The organism is Streptosporangium sp. NPDC050284, assembly GCF_044459525.1.
GTDB lineage: Bacteria > Actinomycetota > Actinomycetes > Streptosporangiales > Streptosporangiaceae > Streptosporangium.
Genome location: NZ_JBITIZ010000011.1, coordinates 110,834 through 131,784, shown reverse-complemented (window position 1 = coordinate 131,784; position 20,951 = coordinate 110,834). Strand labels below are relative to the sequence as shown.

Sequence of the window (20,951 nt, the reverse complement as noted above, 5' to 3'; positions counted from 1 at the left end):
GTCTCCGCTTGGTATCTCTGTCTCTCGCGACGTCTTCTGCGATGTCCCCATCACACCTTTTGTGACGCTCCGTAACAGCCTTTCGCGGCACTCGCCGCGACCGTTGTCGCGGCGCCTCCCCGGTCGTCCCGCGCGGCCACCTTCCGCGGTGTCCTGTGTCGCGGCCCGGGACCACCCGAGGGGGGTGGAGGGCGGCCCCGGGACGGGCCCGCCGGAAGGGTGCCGCCCGTGGCGGGCCTTGCGGGTGCGCCTACCCAGGGATCGCCCTGGTATCAGGATTTTTCATAAGTTGATACTTGAGAGAAAAGATGCTCTTTTTGTCCATATTCAAGGCTCGTAGGCGACAGTCCCGCACGTCCCTGCCCGCCGCATGGCGGGAGTCGTACGCCCGCGCGAGCCCGACCCGCCGTTTAGTCTATGCAGCGGCGGGCCTCGCCTGATGGGGGCCGATGGGGGCGGGGATGCGAGTGGTGATTCCGGCACGGGACGACATCCCGTACGCCGCGCGGGTGGCGCTGCTGTTCGTGCTCGCGCTCTCCACGGTGATCGTCCACATCAACCAGGCCCCTCCCCTGCGACCCGCGGTCGAACTCCTGGCGGACCTGCGGGCGGGCGAGGTGACGAAGATCGTATACGACCGCAACTGGCCCGCCTACGGCACGCTGACCTGGTCGCACGGGCCGCTCTCCTGGAGCCAGGCCCGTTTCGACCAGCCGGACGACGTCTGGGATCCCCAGACCACCCGCCTCGTCCCCGAGGCCCTGGAACGCCGCCAGGAGGCTTTCATGGCCCAGGTGCGCGCCGTCGCCGACCCCTCGGTGGAGATCGTGCGCACCGACGGCTTCAGGGTGCCGGCGGGCTCGCCCGCCTACGGACGGTGGTGGGAGCCGTTCGCCCCGGTGGCGGTGGCGGCGGAGATCCTGGCCTGGCTGCTCATGCTGGCCCGGCCGAACCCCCGCTACGCCAGCCGCTGGGCGTGGTTCTGGATGTTTCTCACCGGCGGCTCGCTGCTCTACGTCCTGCTGGAGCCGAGACCTCTGTGGCGGGCTCCGTACGAGGCACTGCCCGCGCCGGCCAGGATCGACGGGACACGCGGGTTCGTGATCGCGGTGGCGCTCCTTTTCGGCCTGTCGATGGTGAACGCGTGATCGTAAAGTAGAAACAAAGGTATGACCCTTGAAACGCCGGAGGTCCGTCGCGGTTGGTGGATCGTCGGGGTGGCCGTCCGTTCGGTTCTCCTGATCGTCCTGGCCTTCGGCGCCCTGATCGCCGTGCTGAGCTTCACGCCCCTGCCGGGGACGCGGGCCGAGCTCCGCGCCGCGGCCACGGCCGATCGCGTCTCCCTCGTCGAGTACGACGGGTACGACACGGGAGACGGGCGGAGCGGCATGATCTCCTACGTCCTGTGGGCCCAGGGCCCGCTGCTCTGGCGCGAGATCAGGCTGGATCCGCCCGCGGAGGGCTCGCCCGCCTACACGTGGGCGGAGCTGAGGAAGGACCTGGGGTCGAGCCAGGCCAGGGTGATCGAGCAGAACCACTCCGGCGGGGCGGGATGGGTGCCCGGCTGGGTCATCGACATGCCGGGGCCCATCGGCGGCCCGTGGCTGATGGGGAGCTGGATACTCGCGTTTCTGATCATGCTCGGCTCGACGCCCCGGCTGGGCAACCGGTGGGCCTGGCTCTGGCTCTTCACCATCGGGCAGGCGGGCGCGCTCCTGTTCCTGCTGCTCGAACCCCGCCCGCTCTGGTTCGCGGCCGGGCGGCGTCCGGCGCAGCGCGAGCGGCTGAGCGGTGGTTGGGGCTTCCTGCTGGCGATCGGAGTCGGTCTGCTCTCCCTCGTCCTGGTGCCGGCCTTCGGCTATCTGCTGAACCTCGTCAGGAACTAGGCGCGGAGGTCGGCGGACTCGCCGGGCGGGGAGGACACAGCGGGCTCGGCGGACTCGGCGGACTCACCGGGTGGGGAGGGCTCCTCGGAGTCGTCGGGCGCGGAGGACCTTCCCGAGGGCCCCGAGGGCCCCGAGGGCCCCGAGGGCCCCGAGGGCCCCGAGGGCACTGAAGGCTCTGCGGACCTGGAGGGTGCGTTCGGCCCGGGCTCTCCTTCTCCAGGCTCGTCCGGCCCGGGTCCGCCTGGTGCCGTCGCGGCCGCCTTGAGGTCGGCGGCCTCCCTGCGGATCAGCAGGACCCAGCCGCCGATCGCGACCCCGATGAACAACCACCACTGCACGCCGTAGGCCAGGTTGAGGCCGCCCCCCTCGCCGACGTCCGGCGCGGGGACGGGCGCGGGAGCGACGGCGGCCGCGGGCGACTGCTCGATCAGGTCGACGTAGCCGCCGAGGAGCCTGTACGGCAGGCCGCGTCCGATCGCCTCGGTGTTGATCAGCAGGACCTGACCCGCGGGCAGGCCCGCCCGGTCGCGGATGCCGGAGGTCTCCTCGGTCTCGGTGGGACGTAGCCTGCCGGTGACAGTCACCTCACCCGAGGAGGGCGCGGGGACCTCGGGGAGGGCGTCGGCGGTGCTGCCCGCCTTGACCCAGCCACGGTTCACCAGCACACCGGTGCCGTTCGCCGTGACCAGCGGGGTCAGCACGTAGAAGCCGACCGCCTTGTCCTGGACGCGGCGCCGGACCAGGAGTTGGGCGCCGGCGTCGTACGTCCCCTTGGCCAGGACGGTGCGATATTTGTCCTGCGTAGAGACGGTGCCGCCGGGTGAGGTGAGCTCTTCCACGGCGACGGGGGCGGCGGCGAGGTTGCCGGTGATCTGGTGGCTGCTGGTCGACCTCTCCTCGAAACGCCCGAACTGCCACTGGCCGAGCAGCACGAAAGCGGGGATGACCAGCAGCACCACCACGTGGAGAGCCAGCCATCGGGGAGTCAGCAGGAACCGGTACACGTCATCAAGGGTAGGCACCGGGGGTACCGCCCCGTCCTCCGAGTACGCCTCTGGGGATGGCCGGACGCGCCTTGGGGCGTAGTAAAGTGCCCGGGACCGCCTGATCCTCGGATGTCAGGAAAGCTCACCGGACACTTCGGGCATCGCATACGGTCGTCTGAGTTTTTCCCTCGGGATGTTCCACCACCTCCGGAGCCCGCCCCTGATGACCGTGCTCATGCCCGCCCCCCCGGCTCCGCTCGTACTCCCTCGCATCGGGGTCCTGCTGCGGCACGCCGTCCCCAGGGTGTTCGAGAGCATGATTCTTCCCGTTCTCGTCTTCTACGTCGCGCTGATCTTCACCAACGCGAACGGCGCGCTGGCGGTGGCGGCGGCTTGGGTCTACGGCGGCGTCGCCTGGCGGCTGGTGAAGGGCGGTGAGGCCCCCGGCACGCTGCTGCTGGCGGCGGGCACGATCACCGTGAGGGTGGCGCTGGCGGTGGCGACGGGCAATCCCATCGTGTTCTTCCTGCAGCCCTGCCTCGGGGTGTTCTGCGTGAGCATGGGCTTTCTGCTCACCGCGCCGCTGCGGAGGCCGCTGATCCGGCGGGTGGTGGCCGACCTCGTGCCGCTGCCCGACCAGGTGATGGAGCATCCTCGGATGCGCCGCTTCTTCGTGTCGCAGTCGGTGCTGTGGGGCTGCGCGCAACTGCTGAACGGTGCGCTGAGCCTGTGGCTGCTGCTCAGCCAGACCCTGGAGACCTATCTCCTCGTGCGTACCTCCGTGGTCGCGGTGCTGCTCGGCGGCGTGGCGCTGGTCTCGGTGCTCAGCTTCAGGCACTGCCTGCGGAGGCTGGAGACGACGCGGGGGACGTGGCCTCCGGAGGCTCCGACCCCGGGTCTGGAGACGCGGGGACCGTAGCGCGAAGGCGCGCTCCGGGACCGGGCACCGGAGTGACCTCTCTCGGGCCGGACACCTCGTGCCCTTCCGCGCACCGGAAGTGCTGTTCGACCAGGGCGCCGCAGTCGCGGTGGGTGATGCGCAGCGGCGGTCCCGCGGCGTCGCTGAGATACCGGTCGCCCCACCGCATCAGGGCCATCAAAGTCGGATAGAGGTCGAGACCCATCTGGGTCAGCCGGTATTCGTCGCGCTGCCGCTGGCCGGGCTCGCGGTAGGGGACCTTGCGCAGCAGCCCTTCCTCCACCAGCCGGGTCAGCCGGGCGCTGAGCACCTGCCTGGGCGCTCCCGTGGCGGCCTGCATGTCGGCGAAGCGCCGAACGCCGCCGAACGCCTCACGCAGCACCAGGAACGTCCACTTCTCGCCGACGACGCCCAGGGCACGTTCGATGGAGCAGTTGTCCACCCGCAGGGGCAGGTCACCGGGAGTCGCCGCATTCATGTGCGAATCGTAAGTCGCCATCGCACCACCTCCAACGTGCATCTAAGTCTAGTTGACATACTCAGGTGTGCTGCGAGAATCTGAGTTCATGATGCGAACTCAGCTGGTGCCGCCGGGTGACGTACCGGCGCCTGCCGACATCCCGGTCGTGTGCGGGGACGTCCCCCAGGGACCCGAGGGCGTCGTCGCCACCTCCGGGGACGTCACACGGGGGGCCGGAGAGGGCGTGGCCGCGTCCGGGGACGTGTCCAGGGGCTTCGTGGCAGCCTCAGGGAACGTCGTGGCGGTGTCGGAGGCCGCCGTGGAGATCCGGCCCGCGCGGCCCGGCGACGAGGAGGGGATCCGCCGCTTCCTCGGAGGGCTGTCGCCGCGCACGCGGGCACTGAGGTTCTTCGCCGGGATGAGTCACCCGAGCGCGAGTTTCGTCAGGACGCTGCTCGCGGTGGACGATCGGCGCGATGCCCTGCTCGCCGTACGGGGGAACGTTCTCGTCGGGCACGCGATGAGCTGTCGGGGCGAGGAGGTCGACGTCGAGATCGCCGTGGTGGTGAGTGACGAGTGGCAGGGGACGGGGATCGGCTCCCGGCTCATCCGGACTCTGATGCGCCGCGCGGAGGCGAGGGGCGCCGTGACGGTGGGGATGGACGTGCTCGGGGACAACCGCGAGGTCCTGTCCATGGTCCGTAGGATGTGGCCGGAGGCGACCATGCGCGCCTCCTCCGGCATGGTCGAGGTGACCGCACAGGTTCTCCGTTGAACGCCACCCCTGACCGGTCCTCGTGCGGGTCGTACCGGGGTTCACCGGACGGGTTCGGCGGGCCGATTCCCGTGCGGGCCATACCGGGATTCACCGGACGGGGGCTCCTGGCCGGAGGTGTGGAAACGTCGCTTCGCGGCCGGGTGGCCGGGCGCCGGGACGACGACGCGGCCCCGGGGGCGGGCGTATGATCGACATGGCCCAAGCCGGTTCCCGGACAGTTTGCGGAACAAGGTTCTGTTGCCTCACCATGGATCCGTGAAGACCGCCAAGAACGGACGCGACGGCCGCACCAGGATCGTCGAGGGGGCTCTCCGCCGATTCAGCCAGGACGGTGTCTCGGCCACCACACTGGCGAGCCTCCGTGAGGAGAGCGGTGTCAGCGTCGGCAGTTTCTACCACCACTTCGCCAGCAAGGAACACGTCTTCGGCGTCCTGTACGCGGAGACCCTGCACATGTACCAGGAGGCGTTCCTCGCCGAACTCCAGCGTCACGAGAGCGCTCGGGGAGGCATCGAGGCCATCGTCGCCATGCACATGTCCTGGAGCGGCGAGCACCGCGAGCGGGCGCACCTGCTCATCAGCGAGCGGCCGCCCAGGCGCGACGAGCCGGGCGGCACCGAGGTGTCGGAGTCGCGCAGGGCGTTCTTCAGGAAGGTCTCCGAGTGGTGGCGTCCGCACATGAAGGACGGCCTGCTCCAGCCCGTTCACCCGACGATGTGCTACGTGCTCTGGCTGGGACCGGCCACCGAGATGTGCCGCCTGTGGTTCGCCGGTGCGCACCAGCCCACCCCCGACGAGATCAGCGGCCTCTGCGACGCGGCCTGGCAGAGCCTGAGGCAGCGAACCCCCTGAGGCCGTAACGCCGATACTCCGGCCCGGATCACGGGGGCTTTTCCGGGCCGGAGCGGCTTCAGCGCGCCCCCACCAGTTGACGCGTCCGCGTCGACACCCGCCAGACGTCCTCGTCCAGTGAGATGTCCAGCCGAAGGTCCTGACGTCGGCGCCGCAGGCCGGGCACCAGCACCCGGTCGGACACGTCGAACCCGCCACGCCGGGCGTAGCCGAACCCCAGCTCTCCGGGAAAGACCCGTAACTCATCCCGATTGCCGCACCGCGGGCAGGTCCATGCGACCAGGTCCTTGCCACGGTGGTAGTCGTGGCAGGCGCGGAAGTATTCATCAGGGTTGAAACGGGTCTCGCAGGCGAAGCAGGGGATCAACATCAAGGATCCTTTGAAGCGTGTGGTGCGGCTACCAAGAAGTACCGCTTACCGCTTGAAGTCCGCTTGCAGAACGCTTACCTCGGTGGGTAACAGTCTCATCACCGGGAGCGTTCGGACGTGCCCGGTGCGAGGATTGCCCCGTGAACGATCTGCTTGGCCGGCTCAGAGGGCTTCTGCTCGACACCGGCTACACCATCGACGGCGTCCGCGAGCGTCTCGGCGACGTCGCCGCCACCGCGCTCTCCCGCGAGGAGACGGTGCCCGCCCTGCGCGCCACCGCCGAAGGTGACCCGCTCGCCACCCTGATCCGGCTGTGGTGGCTCGGCGTCCCCGTGGAGGCGAGACGGGTGCCGACGGCCCTTCCCGTGGAGGAACTGGCCGCCGCGGGCCTGGTAGCCGTCGAGGACGGCCGGGTCACCTCGGCGGTCCACCTGCAGCCCTGGGACGCCGCCGACGCCGCCGCCGACGCCGCCGACGCCGGCGGCTACGTCGTCTCCGATCGCAAGGTGAGGCCGGGAGACCCGGCCCTGCGCCCGGACCACGTCGTCGGCGCGGGTGGCGCCTCGGCGAACCTCGCCCAGCTCGCCTCCCGCCGTCCCGTCGGGCGCGCCCTGGACCTGGGGACCGGCTGCGGGGTGCAGGTCCTCCACCTGGCCGGCAGGGCGGAGGAGATCACGGCCACCGACGTCAATCCACGCGCACTGGAGTTGGCCCGTATCAGCTGGGCGCTGTCCGGGATCACCGGCGTCGACGCCCGGCTCGGCTCCCTGTTCGACCCTGTCGAGGACGACCGCTTCGACCTGGTCGTCTCCAACCCGCCGTTCGTGATCTCCCCGGCCGGCCGGTTCACCTACCGCGAGTCCGGCTTTCACGCCGACGACTTCTGCCGTGACCTCGTACGGCGGGCACCCCGTCACCTCGCGCCCGGCGGCACCTGCCACCTGCTGGCGAACTGGTTGCACGTCGACGGCGAGGACTGGCGTGACCGGGTGGGCGGCTGGCTCACCGGGACCGGCTGCGACGGCTGGGTGGTGCAACGCGACGTCCAGGATCCCGCCGAGTACGTCGAGCTGTGGCTGAGGGACGCCGCGGAGCAGGGCACCGCGCGTCATCGCGAGCTCTACGACGACTGGCTCGGCTGGTTCGAGGCCGCGAACGTCACCGGGATCGGCTTCGGCTGGATCACCCTGAAGGACTCCGGGAGCCTCGATCCGGTCGTGCGGGTGGAGGAGTACGGGGGGCCGGTGGAACTGCCGGTCGGTGGACATGTGGACGAGGTGCTCGGCGCGATCGCGACGGCCCATCGGCTGAGTGACGCCGAGCTGCTCGGCTCCAGGCTTGTGGTGGCCGAGGGGGTGCTGGAGGAGAGGATCGGCCCGCCGGGTGCGGAGGACCCGGCGCGGATCGTGCTCAGGCAGAGCGGGGGGCTGCGTCGCAGGGCTGTGGTCGGGACCGTGGAAGCCGCGCTCGCGGGGGCCTGCGACGGTGATTATCCACTGGATCCGCTGCTCGCCGCGATCGCGGAACTGACCGGCGAGGACCACGATGACCTGCGGGCAAAGGCTCCCGCGGCTCTCCGCCCGCTGATCGCGGAAGGGTTTTTCCACATATCCACAGAGTGACTGTCCACAGCCTGTGGATATCGTCGCTATCGCTTGTCAATCGGATGGCAAACGCCGTGGGCGAAGCTCTGACCGTGGGGCACGGACCCGGGGGGTGAAGGGTCCGTGCCACGTCCGGCCGACCGTCACAGTGAGGCGGCCGACCCGCGGGCGACGCACCGGATGACCGGGCCCCCTACGCGTCGCCCGGGTCAGACGGCCGGCCGGACCTCCACACCCGCCCCGAAACACGGGGTCCGACTGCGAGGGGAACGCCGGTGATCAACCACGTCTGGATGACGCGTCTCGACGACGACCTGTACGACGGCCTGGGATCAGCTGTCGACCTGGTCGCGCTCCAGCAGAAGACGCAGATCCTCGGCCTCGGGCGCTCCGAGCCTGCCGAACAGGTCGTAGGCGCGTTCGAGGCAGCCCCGGCCACGCTCGACCTCGCCGAGCCCGTTGAGCGCGGTGCCTAACACCGCCAGGGCCTGCGCCTCGCCGTACGGGTGACTGATCTCCCGGCTCACGGTGAGCGCCTGCTCCGCGTGACGGGCCGCGTCGGTGAAACGGCCCGCGTTGATGAACGTCTCGGCGAGCCGGGAGCAGACCCGCTGTTCCCAGACCCGTTGCCTGCTGGCCCTGAAGAAGGCGAGGCACTCGGCGTGGTGGTGGACGGCCTCGTTCAGCCGGCCGACCCGCGACAGGATCATCCCCAGGTGGTAGCGGGCCCTCGCGGTGCCCGCGCTGGAGCCCATCTCGATGAACAGGGCGAGCCCCTGCTCGGCGGCGGCGATCGCCTCCTTCGGCTGCTTCAGGAACAGGTGGTCGCGGGCGGAGTAGCTGAGCGTCAGCGCCTCCCCGCCCCGCGCCCCGACCTCTCTGAACGCCTCGCGCGCCGAGTCGAACCAGGCCAGGGCCTCCGTGTGGCGGCGCCGGCGCCCGGCCACGACGGCGAGCGCGTTGAGCGCCTCGCCGGTGACGATGCGATCGCCTCCGGCCGACAGCTCCAGCGCCGTACGGAACTCCTCCTCCGCCTCGGCGAGCCGGTTCGCGCCGAACAGCACCCGCCCGAGCACGTAGCGGCAGCGCAGCTCGCTGGAGACGGCGCCGAGCCGCCGCGCGACGGCCAGCATGTCCCTCGTCCGGCCCTCGAACTCGCGGGCGTGGCTCCCCGACTCCAGCAGCGGCTCCATCGCGAGCAGCAGGTCGGCTCCCGGCAGCAGCTCGTCGGCCTCGTCCGCGCAGGTCACCTGGGCGATCGAGGCGAACAGCGACTCCGCCTCCACCGACAGCCAGGCCACCGCCTCGTCGGCGGAGGCGAAGACGTGACCGGTCCCGGTGACTCCCAGCCGGTCGGCCATCGTGCTGCCCTCGTAGGCGAGGCGGTGCGCCGAGCGCGCGGACGCCAGGTAGAAGTCGAGCAACCGGCGCAGCGCCGCCTCGCTCTCCCCGCCGACGGTCACGCTCACACCGGTTCCGCGCCGCTCGCCCCGCCTCGTCTCGCCCGCGGCGCAGCTCTCCTCGGCCGCGTTCTCGGTTCGTTCCGCGACGCGGCGGGCGAAGAGTTTGAGCAGGTCGTGGAAGCGGTAGCGGCCGGGGGCCGGGGCTTCGAGCAGGCTGGCGTCCACCAGGGACTCAAGGAGGTCCTCGGTGTCCATCGGGTCCAGCGCGAGCAACCCGGCGGCGGCGCCGATCGAGATGTCCGGGCCTCCCGGCAGGGAGAGCAGCCGGAACGCGCGGGCCTGGGCGGGGGTGAGCTGGCCGTACCCGAGGGCGAAGGTCGACTCCACCGCGAGGTTGCCCACGCGCATCTCGTCCAGGCGGCGGCGCTCGTCGGCGAGCCGGGGCACCAGGGAGGCGACCGTCCAGGACGGTCTGGCCGCGAGGCGCGCCGCCACGATCCGCACCGCGAGCGGCAGGAAGCCGCAGGCGGCGACCACGTCCATGGTGGCGGCGCGCTCGGCCTCCACCCTCTCCACGCCGGCGACGATGCCGAACAGCGCGAGGGCCTCCTCCGGCTCCATGACGTCCAGGTCGATCAGCCTGGCCGAGGCCAGGTCGGCGAGCTTGCCCCGGCTGGTCACGATCGCCGCGCACCCGGCAGAGCCGGGGAGCAACTCGCTCACCTGGTCGGCGTCGCGGGCGTTGTCGAGCAGCACGAGCATCCGACGGTCGGCGAGGAGCGAGCGGAACAGCGCGGACCGCTCGGCCAGACCGTCGGGGATGGCGTCGGCGGGCAGGCCGAGCCCGCGGAGGAAGGCCGCGAGCACCGACTCGGGCGCGGTCGGCTCCTCGCCGTATCCGCGCAGGTCGGCGTAGAGCTGACCGTCGGGGAACAGGTCGTGCATCGCGTGGGCGACGTGTACGGCGAGGGCCGTCTTGCCCACGCCGCCGATACCGGAGATGGCCGCCACCGGCACGCCCTCGGAGCCGTCACCGGACGACAGCAGCGCGCGGAGCCGCGCGATGATCTGGCGGCGGCCGGTGAAGTCGTTCACGGCGGCGGGAAGCTGCGCCGGTCGCGGCAGCTCCGGGGGCGTCGCCGTAGCCCTCGCGGGCTCCGGATCCGCCTCGGGGGTTTCCTTCGCGGACGGTTCGGCGGTCCCGGCGGTCCCGGTGACCTTGGTGAACTCGGTGGGTACGGGCCGCGCCGGCGTGAGGGCCGGGTCACCGGTGAGGATGCGCTGGTGCATGCTCGTCAGGTCGGAGCCGGGCTCGATGCCCAGCTCCTCGATCAGTGTGGCGCGGGTGTCGGCGAAGGCCGCGAGCGCCTCCGCGCTGCGCCCGCACCGGTGGTAGGCGAGCATCAGCTGGGCTCGGAGCCGCTCGCGCAGCGGGTGGTCGGCGGTGAGCGCGATCAGCTCCGACAGGACGTCGGCGTGCCTGCCCAGCTCCAGGTCGAGGTCCATCAGGACCTCGAGCACGCTCATCCGGCGCTCGGCGAGCCGTCCGCGCTGGTGCTCGGCGTACGGGCCGACGGCTCCGGCGAGCGGATCGCCGGTGTACAGCGCCAGACTCGCACGCAGGCTCTCCGCGGCCCGTGCCAGAGCGCCCTCGCGGCGCGCCGCCTCGGCCTCCTGGACACCGCGTTCGAAGAGGAGCAGGTCGAAGGAGTTGTCGTTCAGCCGCAGCGCGTAGCCTCTGCCGACGGAGGTGAGCAACTCGGGACGGGTACGCGGGGACCTGCCGGGCTCCAGCACCGTGCGCAGCCGGGAGACGTAGGTGCGCAGGGCGCCGAGCGCGCGGGGCGGGGCGTCGTCTCCCCAGATCGCGTCGATCATCTCGGCCGGAGTGATCGCCCGACCCTCCCTGAGCAGGAGCATCGCCAGGATGGAACGTTGCAGTGGGGTGCCCAGATCGAGCTCGGAGCCGTCGCGCCATGCCTGGACAGGACCGAGCACGGCGAACCGCAGTCCGTCTCCGCTGCCCTGAACAGCCATTTCTCGAATCTCCGCCCAAAGGAAAGTTTTATGGCCAAATGATAGATCCTCCGTCGCTTCCCTCGTAGGCGGAGGGTTGCTTGTTCGCCGGGACGTCGATTGCACGTCAATCGGCTGTTGAGCCGTGCGGCGGATGCTTGGCGCTGTCGGGCATGGCCCCATACGGGGGCGGCCATGCCCGACATGTCAGCGGATTGCAGGTATGGATAAAGGCTCTGTAAGCGCGGTGCAGGCATGCGCGCCTATCAATGAGCCATGGCTCCTGAAGAAAGAAAGGAGCCACACCCCTCAAGGAGAGAACCATCATGCGCCGCTCGATCAGCAGACTTCTCGGTCTCGCCGCCGCCACCGCCGTCATCGCGATCGGCGCTCCCGCCCTCGCCTCCCCCGCCTCCGCCGCCACCCTCACCGCCTCAAGCGGTTACGACGCGGAGCCCTGGGGCTACTACTACTCCAAGTACTACGACGACTCCCGCGCCAAGGCGAGGGGAAGCGTGTGGGTCGACGGCGCCGACCGCCTTCACGTCCAGGGCAGGCTCTACGACAAGTACTCGCCGAGCCGGCTCTGCGGCTACGCCCAGTTCAAGTTCGAGGACCACGAGGGCGACGAGGAGTACACCTGGGCGCGCAAGTGTGGCACCAGCGGCTACCAGAACTTCCACTACGTCGCGGACGAGATCGACAACCTGCAGGTCAGGGTCTGCTACTGGGACAGGCACCAGGCCAAGAGGACGCTGTGCGGTAAGTGGAACTACATCTACGAGGTCGAGTCCGACGACGAGGAGTGACCCGGGGGCCGCCGGCGAATCCATCCGGTAGCCCGTACCGGTGGTATCCATGTACGAACGTCCTCCCCCGCCCGCGATCTCCGCTCGACCCGGTGATCACGTGAGCCGCGACTCGCGTACGGCACCGGACGAACACCAGGCCCGCCCGAAATCCGGGCGGGCCTTTTGTTCCGTTAAGTGATTAAAGCGCTATTTGTAATGTTTTATTCTGGTTATATAACTATGGCCTTTTCGGTCAACCGTTCCCCTCATATTCCCGCATGTATCAGGCGTCCGTCTCACGCGGCCTGGGCGAGGCCCATCCGCGCGTGCATCCGTTCTCGGACGACCGGCCATTCTTCGCTCAAGATCGAGTAGTACGCGGTATCTCGGACCGTGTCGTCGGCGCCTCGGCTCTCCGCCCGCCGCACACCGTCGAGGTGTGCGCCGAGGGCTTCGATGGCGGCCCGGGAGCGTACGTTCCGTATGTCGGCCTTGAGGGTTATGCGGTGGACCTGCCAGGTCTCGAAGGCGAGGGAGAGCATCAGATACTTGCTCTCGCGGTTGATACCGGTTCCCTGCGCGGAGGCGGAGAGCCAGGTGTAACCGATGTCCGCCACGGACGGGACATCGCCCACCGCCCCACGAGCGCCCGGCGGCCAGGGCATGGGACCCTGCCAGTACTCCAGGTGCATGAGACGGGTGGCACCGACCACGCGATCGGTGTGAAGCCACCGGATGGCGAAGGGCATCGTGCGGCCCTCCGCCTGCTCAGCCAGAGCGGCCTCCACGTAGGAGACCATCTCGTCCCGGCCATTGGGGACGCGAGTGAAGGTATAGGTGGAGCGGTCTTCACTCGCCGCGGCGACGAGGTCGTCGACGACCGCGAGGCTGAGCGGTTCCAGACGCACGAGGCGCCCGGACAGGGTGACGAAAGCGGGCATGAGCACATCATGGGGGCTCCTCACCATGCCTGATGCCAAACAGTGCGAGACATCTTGGTGAGCATCGGGGGACGTCCGTGACCGATGGGCCTCTCCAAGGAGAAATCCCAGGTGGGAGCCGCTGAAACCTCGCTGAGAACCCGTCGCGGGAACGCTCCCGCGACGGGGTTCGATCATCCCGTCGTGGGAGCCGCGACGAGCGGGAAACGTACGGGGGAGCGGGATGCCTGACGCGTTGCGCGCAGGGCGGTCAGCGCCTCGCTCAGAGCATCCAGCGAGGCCGAGATCCAGGGCAGCTCCAGGGGGTCCGCGGCGTCGAGCGCGGCGAGCCGCAGTGACGTCGTCTCGCCGTACAGGAGGCTCGTCGCCACCCGCACCCGCAGGGCCGCGGGGTCGTCACCGAAGGCGTGGCCGGGAAGCACGCCGACACCGTGCCGGTCGAGCAGGTACGCGGCCAGGTCGGCGGAGGAGGCGAAGTCGAGCCCGGTGAAGTCGGGGTAGAGGTAGAAACCGCCCTGAGGCGCGTCCACCCGCACCCCCGCGCGGACGAACCGCTCGTACACCGCCCGCGCCACCGCGCCGTGCAGCTCGCGGCTCCGGTCCACCCGCTCGACGAGTTCCGGCGGCTCGGTGTAGGCGTACGCCGCCGCCTGCTGGACCGGTGCGGCGGGGCTGGACCAGATCTCGCTCGCCACCGCGAGGAGCCGGTCGCGCAGCAGCGGCGACGGGAGGCGGGCCACGCCGATCCGCCAGCCGCCCAGGGCGAGGCTCTTGCTGAGCCCACTGGTGATCACGGTCCGCTCGGGGGCGACATCGGCGGGGCTGAGGAAGGGGGTGGCCGGGGAGTGGACCAGGTCGCGGTAGATCTCGTCGGAGACGATCGTCAGATCGAGCTCGCGGGCGACCTCGGCGATCCGCCGGATCGTGGACGTCTTGGCCAGCGTGCCGGCGGGGTTGTCGGGAAGCGTGACCAGCAGCGAGCGCACGTCGCGCCCCTGGGCGCGGGCGTGCCTCACTGCCGCGGCCACATGCTCGGGGTCCGGCACCCCACCCTCGCCGGGGGGCGTCGGAACGAACAGGGAACGCGCTCCCACCAGCTCGGTCTGGGCGGCGTAGCTGACCCAGCTCGGCATCGGCAGCACGATGTCGCCGCCGATCGCCAGCAGCAGGCCGTACAGCAGGGGCTTGCTTCCCGGACCGCAGACCACCAGGTCGGGATCGGTGGGCAGGTGACGCCGCGACCAGTAGCCGGCGGCCGCCTCGCGCAGCGCGGGCGCGCCGGCGACCGGTCCGTACCCGTTGAGGCCGGACGCCGCGGTCAGCCGCTCGCGCAGGGCCGGATGAACGGGCAGGCCCGCCTCACCGAAGGCCAGGTGCAGCACACGCTCACCTGCGCGCCGTCTTCGTTCGATGTCCTCGTTGGCCGCCAGGGTGGCGGAAAGGGTGACGCTCATCGCGGGGTCCTTACCTCGTCGCGGAACACCACGAAAACGCTACGGAGCGCGACAGAGCACGGCAGAACGCAGCGGTACGTCGTGGAAGTCTGTGGAACGTTGTGGAACGTCTTCAAGCCTGCTGGGATGGACGGCATCAGGACAAGCTTCGGTTGTCGTGGGTGGGCGTAAGGAAAACTGATGCTTGATTTACGAAGGCTCGCTCTGATTTGTGAGTTCGCCCGCCGTGGCAGCATCGCGGCCACCGCGGCCTCCCTGGGCTACAGTCCTTCGGCGGTCTCGCAGCAACTCGCGGCGCTGGAGCGCCAGGCGGGAGCCGTGCTCATCGACAGGACCGCGAGAAGTGCGGAGCTGACCGACGCGGGGCGCCGTCTGGTCGAGCACGCCGAGCGCATCCTGGCCATGGTGGAGAGCGCGGAGTCGGACCTGTCGGCACAGGCCGCGACCCCGTCGGGGCGGGTCACCGTGACCGCCTTCCCGACCGCCGCGGTGGCCTTCGCACCCGCGCTCGCCAGGACGCTGCGACGGCACGACGAGCTCACCCTGCGGATGGGACAGGCCCGCTCGGGACGCGGGATGCGCGAGGTGCAGTCGGGCGAGGTGGACATCGCCCTGATCGACGACTGGTACGGCCGGATGCGCGAGCCCGACACGATGCGGGTCTTCCCGCTGCTGCGCGACCCGCTGGTGCTCGTGGTGCCGCGCAGGCACAGGCTCGCCTCCCCCGACGTCCCCGTCGACCTGTGGGATCTGCGCGACGAGCCCTGGATGGCCACTCCGGACGGCGAGCCCTCCCGGCTGGCAGTGGACAGGCTGATGGCCGACGTCGGCGGGCACCGGCCGGTGACCTGGGAGTTCGAAGGGCTGGGCACGATCATCGGCCTCGTCGCCAAGGGCATCGGCATCGCGGCCGTCCCCGCCCTGGCACTGGCCGCGGGGGTCCGCGGCATCGCCGTCCGTCGGTTTCCCGGCCCGTCGGTCGGCCGGGTCGTGTACGCCGTGGCCCGATCGTCCAGCGTCCACCGCCCCGCGGTGTCCGTCACCCTCAGGGCCGTTCACGTCGCCGCGCGGCTCCTCGCCGCCGACCTGGAGGGGGTCGAGCCGGCGTCCAGGGAGGCTCCGGACTCCGAAGGCCTGTCCGGTGCGACGCTCGGAGGTGATGCCTGACCGGACTTTCGAAGGTCTGTCCGGTGTGACGTTCGAAGGTGGTGCCTGACCGGACTTTCGAAGGTCCGTTCGGCGTGACGCTCGAAGGTGAGTCCCGGTCAGGACGGTGCCTGATCGGGGTGGTGTTCGGGCGAGACGGCTCCTGGAGCCTCGCGTCCCGGTAACGTCGGCACGTGCCTCCCACCTACGCCCTTGAGCGGTTGCTGAACGACGGCGGTTCCAAACTGGTCGCCGGGGTGGACGAGGTCGGGCGCGGAGCCTGGGCCGGTCCGGTGGCGGTCTGCGCCGTGGTCACCGACCTGTCGGAACCGCCCGCAGGGCTCACCGACTCGAAACTGCTCACCCCCGCCCGCCGCTCCGCCATGGTCTCCGAGATCACCGCCTGGGCGGCCGGGATCGGGTACGGCGAGGCGTCCCACGAGGAGATCGACGAACTCGGCATGACCGAGGCCCTGCGCAGGGCGGCGAGGAGGGCGCTGGCCGGGCTTCCCGTCCGTCCCGACGTGGTCGTTCTGGACGGGAAGCATGACTATCTGGGCGCGCCCTGGCCGGTCAGGTGCGAGGTCAAGGGCGACCTCTCCTGCGTCTCCGTGGCCGCGGCCTCCGTGATCGCCAAGGTTCGGCGGGACACGTACATGGCCTCACTCGGTTTCGAGGAGTACGGGTTCGCCGACAACGCGGGATACCCCTCGCCGGTTCACCAGGCGGCGCTCGCCTCCCTCGGCCCGACGGAGCATCACCGCCTTTCCTGGTCCTATCTGGACGACCTTCCCCGGTGGCGCCATCTCAAGAGGCATCGCAACCCGCTGGCCGGAGAGGGCCAGCTCGGACTTTTCGGATAGACACCCCTTTATCTGGGGGGCGTCCGGCACGTCCGGCCGGGGCCGGCCGACCGCGATGAGACCGGTCCGGAGATCGGGGAAGGCGGTCCGCCTCGAAACGAGGCCGTCAGCAGTCGACGAGCTCGGGCGACTGGTTGAGGATCTGCGACCTGGCGGTGACGAACTCCGCGTGGGCGCCGGTGGCGGTCGGGTCGAAGACGGCGACCCGGTGGCAGTTCTGGAAGGCGAGTCTCACCCCGAAGTGGCGCTCCAGGGCGCCGCGCATGGCGTCGCTGGCGAGAGCGCGCAGGAGTTGGCCACGAGCGGCCTCGTCCGGCGGGGGCACCGTGTTGTCGGCGAACTCGGCACCGGTGTCCTCGCGCTCCTTGACCAGGCCGCTGATGAGCGACCAGGCGTAAGGAAGGGAGTCTCTGACACAGGTGACGAATGCCGCGTCGTCCACCTCACCGGCCTTGGCCTGGTCGAGAAGATCGTTCGAAACGGTCAGCGACATGCTGCGTTCTCCTCACAGAAGGGGATTCATCAGACACTAGGTCGGGCCTACCGATCGCTCCACCTAGCGGGAGAGCGACACTCGTGTGGGCCCGAAGACGAAGCCGGGGTCGATCTGGGCCGCCAGGTCCTCGCCCGTCGCCCTGTTCGCCCAGGCCTTCGCGTTGCGGAGGTGGAACTGCACCGCCTGGCGTCCGAAGCGGAACCAGTCTTTCTCCTGGCTGTCGAGACGGTCGAGAAGCGTGCCCAGGGCTTGGGAGTTGGCCGGTTCGAGGTCTTGGAGAGTGAAGGGGTGACCCTGCTCCATCGCGCGGATCGCCGAGGAGTGCTCCAGGCAGACCAGCAGGTCGTCGCCGACCTGATCGCGCAGGAACGCCACGTCCCCGGGGCCGTGGATCTTGTTGCCCACCACCGCGATCGGCACGCCGTAGTCGGCGGCGTAGTCGCGGTACTGCCGGTAGACGCTCACGCCCTGACGGGTTGGCTCGGCCACCAGGAAGGTCATGTCGAAACGGGTGAAAAGCCCCGAGGCGAAGGAGTCGGCCCCGGCCGTCATGTCGACCACGACGTACTCGCCCGCACCGTCGAGCAGGTGGTTGAGGTAGAGCTCCACGGCGCCGACCTTGGAGTGGTAACACGCCACCCCCAGGTCGTCCTCGCTGAACGGCCCGGTGACCATCAGCCGGGACCCCTCCGGCGTGGCGACGGAGAATCCGGTGTGGATCGGGTCGTCCTCGTCGAGGCGGAGCAGCCGCGAGCCTGAGCCCGGCGGGGTGGTCTTGACCATCGCGGCGGCCGAGGAGATGCGGGGGTTGTCGCCCCGCAGGTATTCCTTGATCTCGGTCAGGTGCGAGCCCATCGGCCTGGGCAGCGCACCCTCGGCCAGCCCCAGTGCCATGCCCAGGTGCTGGTTGATGTCGGCGTCGACGGCCACCACGGGACCGCCCCGGCTCGCCACGTATCTCGCGAACAGCGCCGACAGGGTCGTCTTGCCGCTGCCGCCCTTGCCGACGAATGCCACCCTCACAACAACGATCCAATCTGATTATGAAAATCATTTCAAGACCTCGGAGGGCCCATCATGCCACGACGGGCGGGGGCGCGTGACGCGTATCGCGGGGAAGAGGGAAGGCGTGCTCGCGTCGCAAATATCAATAAAGGTGATCTCTCATGACAAATATCGGCGAAAGGTGCGAGGAAAAACGTCTGCCATGTCATGACCGGTGCCAAAGATCCGCTGTTACCGCTTCGCGGTCTCCTGTACGGACTCGACAACCGGCTTGGGGATCGGCGGGGCGGATGTTTGCCATCGGCGCCGATGAGATCCGGCCAGTCCGGGTATCCCATCCCGAGTTGGTTGATCTTGACCCCCCGGTGAGATCGTGGACAAGGATCAGCAAGGGGCTCTGGTGGCACGTACCGGTACCTGGTCGCGTCGCGTTTCCGAACGGCGGGTTCCTGAACGGCGGGTTCCTGAACGGCGGTTCTTCGAGCGGTGGTTTCCCCGCGGGAGGTTTTCCCCGCGAGGGATCGGTGGATTCGCCGCGTGGAGTGTCGCGCTCGCGGTGCTCGTGACGCCGTCGCTCACTCTCGCCGCATCCCGGACCGGTGTGGCGGAGGTGTCCTCGCCGTCCGTCCGAGCGGAGACCCTGACTCCCCGGACGACGATGGACGGGAGGTCCTCGGCTGAGCGGGTCGCGAAGAAGAGGGAACCCTCGTCCGTATCCGCGGGGAAGGAGCGCGAGGTGTCCTCGCCCGCGTCCGTTGCGGGAAGGCGGGCCTCCGTGTTCGCGGCGGGGAGGCGGGCCTCCGTGTTCGCGGCGGGGAGGCGGGCTTCCGCGTCCGTGACCGGAAGGCGAACTCCCGTGTTCGTTGCGGGGAGGCGGGCTCCCGCGTCCGTGGTGGGGAGGCGGGCTTCCGCGTCCGTTGCGGGAAGGCGGGACGCGCGGGGGGCCTTTGGCGGCGAGAGTCGTACGGCAGGGGCGGGAGAGCCGGAGGTCAGGATCACCAAGACGGCCTCGCCCGTCCTCGCGAAACCCGGCCAGAAGGTCACCTACACCGTCGAGGTGCACAACACCGGTGACATCGCCCACCCGGGCCTCACCTTCACCGACGACCTGTCGGGGCTGCTCGACGACGCGAGCTTCGACCACGACCAGTCGGCCACGTCGGGCACGGTCTCCTTCGCCGAACCCAGGGTGGCCTGGACCGGTGACGTGGCCGCCGGGCAGACGGTGACGGTCACCTACGGGGTCACGGTGAACGACCCCCCGGCGGGGGACCTGCGTCTCTCCGGCGAACTGGTCGGGCCCGAGGGCTCCAACTGCGAGGCCGGGTCGGCCGATCGCGCCTGCGGAAACCTCGGCGGGATCGGCCTGCCGCTGCTGTACGTCCTCATGACCGCCGGCAGCGAGGCTGCCGACCCCGGCCAGACGGTCGCCTACACGATCACCGTCGGCAACGTCGGCAACGCCACCTATCCCGGTGCCACACTCACCGGGGAGCTCTCCAGGGTCCTCGACGACGCGGTCTACAACGGCGACGCGCGGGCCACGAGCGGCACCGTCTCGTACGGCGCGCCGAAGCTGAACTGGGCCGGGGACATCCGGGTGGGCGAGACGGTCACGGTCACCTACAGCGTGACCGTCGGTACTCCCGCCACCGGGGACGGGGTGCTGGACAGCGCCGTCCAGGCCCTCGGGGGTGGGACGAACTGCCCGGACCCGGTGCCGTGGTCCGCGAGGCGTGCCGCACCCGTCCCCGGTACGGGCCTCGGCTGCGCGCAGCGGGTCGCCGTACGGAGGACGACGGGCACCGGGACGCTCGGGCCCGAGGATCGCGAGGTGGGCTCGGCGCCGGTGCCGGCTCCCGGCTCGGTACCCGCGCCCGAGTCGGACTCCGGGCCGGACTCCGGGCCGGTGCCGCTTTCCGGGGCGGATTCCGCGCCGGTGCCGGTTCCCGAGTCGGACTCCGCGTCGGCGTCGGTTCCCGGGGCGGATTCCGCATCGGTGCCGGTTCCCGAGTCGGACTCCGTTCCCGGTTCTGTGTCCGCGCCGGTTCCGGTTCCCGGCCGGGAACCGGAACCGGCGCCCGCGCGGGTGCCGGAGCCGGTCTCCGACCCGTCGTGTATGCCGGGCCGGGGGCGGTCCTTCTCGGTCCCCTGTCTCGCCGGTGGGCCTCGCGAGGTGTCGGCCGGCCCCTCGTTGCCGTTCACGGGTCTGCCGCTCGGGCCGGCCCTGGTGGGACTCCTGCTCTCCGGCCTCGGGTTGGCCCTGCGGCTGCGTACCCGGCCAGGGAGAACCTAGCCGGGTACGGGCCGGTCGGCGTAGAGGTCGGCGCGGACCTTGGCCGGGCGCTCGTGGCGCCGGATCAGACCGGTCGGACCCGGCGACCGCGGCGGAACAGGAACACGGCGGTGGCCAGCCCCGCGGCGGCGGCGGAGGCCAGCGAGACGGGCAGGACCCAGGCGGCCGTCTCCTCCGGTGGGGTCACGGTGTTGATGTCCGTGGCACAGGCCAGTACGGGGCCGGTGGCGCCCCTGCGAGCGCAGGCCGTCGTCACCAGGTTCTGCACCGTCGCGCCGGCCACCGCGCCCACCCGGGCGCTCACGTGGACGACCGTGTCCTTCTCGGGCGGGACGTTCACCGTCCACGCCACCTTGCCCTGCTCCACACGGCCTCCGGCGTCGGCCTTCACGAAGGTCATCGACGGCGGCAGGGACTGCACCAGGAGGACGCGCTTCAACCGGTCGCCTCCCTGGTTGCTGAGACGGAGCGTGTAGGTGTTCTCCGCGCCGGGCGTGGTCTCCCTCGCCCCGTCGTCGAGGGAGATGGAGACCGAGGGGACCGGATCGGCCCAGGCGAGTGGCCATCCGACAGCGGGTGCGGCGATCGCGGCGAGCAGGCTCACGCTCGCAAGGTGGTGTTTCATCCTCTAACCTCCGTTGTCACGATAAGTAATCACTCCATAACAGCATTCCGACCCTCGTGG

Annotated in this window: 19 protein-coding genes; 10 read left to right on the top strand and 9 right to left on the bottom strand. The window is 70.4% G+C overall.

Annotated elements, in window-relative coordinates:
- Nucleotides 1-461: 461 nt before the first annotated feature.
- Nucleotides 462-1,148, top strand: coding sequence for a hypothetical protein (locus ACIBH4_RS25265; protein ID WP_362517636.1), 687 nt, complete (start codon nt 462-464; stop codon nt 1,146-1,148).
- A 21-nt stretch (nt 1,149-1,169) separates the two neighbouring features.
- Entirely contained in the window at nt 1,170-1,886 is a 717-nt protein-coding gene (locus ACIBH4_RS25260; RefSeq protein ID WP_362517633.1) for a hypothetical protein, read from the top strand.
- On the opposite strand, the gene ACIBH4_RS25255 is transcribed toward ACIBH4_RS25260, so the two are convergent.
- The gene (locus tag ACIBH4_RS25255; protein WP_362766566.1) at nt 1,883-2,890 is read right to left on the bottom strand and encodes an SURF1 family protein; all 1,008 of its coding nucleotides are present in this window, start codon (nt 2,888-2,890) and stop codon (nt 1,883-1,885) included. The genes ACIBH4_RS25260 and ACIBH4_RS25255 overlap by 4 nt on opposite strands.
- A 205-nt stretch (nt 2,891-3,095) precedes the next feature.
- Here ACIBH4_RS25255 and ACIBH4_RS25250 point away from each other — a divergent pair, with 205 nt between their 5' ends.
- A complete protein-coding gene (locus tag ACIBH4_RS25250; RefSeq protein ID WP_362517627.1) occupies nt 3,096-3,791 on the top strand; it encodes a VC0807 family protein in 696 nt (231 codons plus the stop codon).
- Here the strand turns inward: ACIBH4_RS25250 and ACIBH4_RS25245 are convergent.
- Nucleotides 3,703-4,269, bottom strand: a complete 567-nt coding sequence (locus ACIBH4_RS25245; RefSeq protein WP_362517624.1) for a helix-turn-helix domain-containing protein — start codon at nt 4,267-4,269, stop codon at nt 3,703-3,705. The two genes, ACIBH4_RS25250 and ACIBH4_RS25245, sit on opposite strands and share 89 nt — an antisense overlap.
- An 88-nt stretch (nt 4,270-4,357) precedes the next feature.
- Between ACIBH4_RS25245 and ACIBH4_RS25240 the strand changes: the two genes are divergently transcribed.
- Nucleotides 4,358-5,026, top strand: a complete 669-nt coding sequence (locus ACIBH4_RS25240; RefSeq protein ID WP_362766564.1) for a GNAT family N-acetyltransferase — start codon at nt 4,358-4,360, stop codon at nt 5,024-5,026.
- Between the two features lie 258 nt (nt 5,027-5,284).
- Entirely contained in the window at nt 5,285-5,881 is a 597-nt protein-coding gene (locus ACIBH4_RS25235) for a TetR/AcrR family transcriptional regulator (RefSeq protein WP_362517617.1), read from the top strand.
- A gap of 58 nt (nt 5,882-5,939) precedes the next feature.
- Here ACIBH4_RS25235 and ACIBH4_RS25230 read toward each other — a convergent pair whose 3' ends face one another.
- Nucleotides 5,940-6,251, bottom strand: a complete 312-nt coding sequence (locus ACIBH4_RS25230) for a hypothetical protein (protein ID WP_362517614.1) — start codon at nt 6,249-6,251, stop codon at nt 5,940-5,942.
- A 140-nt stretch (nt 6,252-6,391) separates the two neighbouring features.
- Here ACIBH4_RS25230 and ACIBH4_RS25225 point away from each other — a divergent pair, with 140 nt between their 5' ends.
- Nucleotides 6,392-7,873 (top strand): class I SAM-dependent methyltransferase, encoded by a 1,482-nt coding sequence (locus ACIBH4_RS25225; protein WP_362766561.1) that lies wholly within the window; start codon nt 6,392-6,394, stop codon nt 7,871-7,873.
- 314 nt (nt 7,874-8,187) lie between these two features.
- On the opposite strand, the gene ACIBH4_RS25220 is transcribed toward ACIBH4_RS25225, so the two are convergent.
- Nucleotides 8,188-11,295: a BTAD domain-containing putative transcriptional regulator gene (locus ACIBH4_RS25220; RefSeq protein ID WP_362766558.1), complete on the bottom strand. Its 3,108-nt coding sequence runs from the start codon at nt 11,293-11,295 to the stop codon at nt 8,188-8,190.
- Between the two features lie 305 nt (nt 11,296-11,600).
- Between ACIBH4_RS25220 and ACIBH4_RS25215 the strand changes: the two genes are divergently transcribed.
- On the top strand, nt 11,601-12,083 hold the full coding sequence (locus ACIBH4_RS25215; protein ID WP_362517604.1) for a hypothetical protein: 483 nt from the start codon (nt 11,601-11,603) through the stop codon (nt 12,081-12,083).
- Nucleotides 12,084-12,361: 278 nt separating this feature from the next.
- Here the strand turns inward: ACIBH4_RS25215 and ACIBH4_RS25210 are convergent, their stop codons facing one another.
- Nucleotides 12,362-13,006 (bottom strand): GNAT family protein, encoded by a 645-nt coding sequence (locus ACIBH4_RS25210; RefSeq protein WP_362766555.1) that lies wholly within the window; start codon nt 13,004-13,006, stop codon nt 12,362-12,364.
- A gap of 173 nt (nt 13,007-13,179) precedes the next feature.
- Nucleotides 13,180-14,460 carry a pyridoxal phosphate-dependent aminotransferase gene (locus ACIBH4_RS25205; RefSeq protein WP_362766552.1) on the bottom strand — a complete coding sequence of 427 codons (1,281 nt, stop codon included), beginning with the start codon at nt 14,458-14,460 and terminating at the stop codon, nt 13,180-13,182.
- Between the two features lie 180 nt (nt 14,461-14,640).
- Here ACIBH4_RS25205 and ACIBH4_RS25200 point away from each other — a divergent pair, with 180 nt between their 5' ends.
- Both ACIBH4_RS25200 and ACIBH4_RS25195 read left to right on the top strand, forming a co-directional pair.
- A complete protein-coding gene (locus tag ACIBH4_RS25200; RefSeq protein WP_362766549.1) occupies nt 14,641-15,627 on the top strand; it encodes a LysR family transcriptional regulator in 987 nt (328 codons plus the stop codon).
- A gap of 173 nt (nt 15,628-15,800) precedes the next feature.
- Nucleotides 15,801-16,469, top strand: a complete 669-nt coding sequence (locus tag ACIBH4_RS25195) for a ribonuclease HII (RefSeq protein WP_350941754.1) — start codon at nt 15,801-15,803, stop codon at nt 16,467-16,469.
- A 106-nt stretch (nt 16,470-16,575) separates the two neighbouring features.
- Here ACIBH4_RS25195 and ACIBH4_RS25190 read toward each other — a convergent pair whose 3' ends face one another.
- Both ACIBH4_RS25190 and ACIBH4_RS25185 read right to left on the bottom strand, forming a co-directional pair.
- On the bottom strand, nt 16,576-16,962 hold the full coding sequence (locus tag ACIBH4_RS25190) for an SCO5389 family protein (RefSeq protein WP_350941753.1): 387 nt from the start codon (nt 16,960-16,962) through the stop codon (nt 16,576-16,578).
- A 63-nt stretch (nt 16,963-17,025) separates the two neighbouring features.
- A complete protein-coding gene (locus ACIBH4_RS25185) occupies nt 17,026-17,988 on the bottom strand; it encodes an ATP-binding protein (protein WP_362517590.1) in 963 nt (320 codons plus the stop codon).
- 838 nt (nt 17,989-18,826) lie between these two features.
- Here ACIBH4_RS25185 and ACIBH4_RS25180 point away from each other — a divergent pair.
- A complete protein-coding gene (locus ACIBH4_RS25180; RefSeq protein WP_362766546.1) occupies nt 18,827-20,266 on the top strand; it encodes a hypothetical protein in 1,440 nt (479 codons plus the stop codon).
- Between the two features lie 64 nt (nt 20,267-20,330).
- Here ACIBH4_RS25180 and ACIBH4_RS25175 read toward each other — a convergent pair whose 3' ends face one another.
- Complete coding sequence (locus ACIBH4_RS25175) at nt 20,331-20,891, bottom strand: hypothetical protein (RefSeq protein ID WP_362766543.1); 561 nt, start codon at nt 20,889-20,891, stop codon at nt 20,331-20,333.
- Nucleotides 20,892-20,951: the final 60 nt, after the last annotated feature.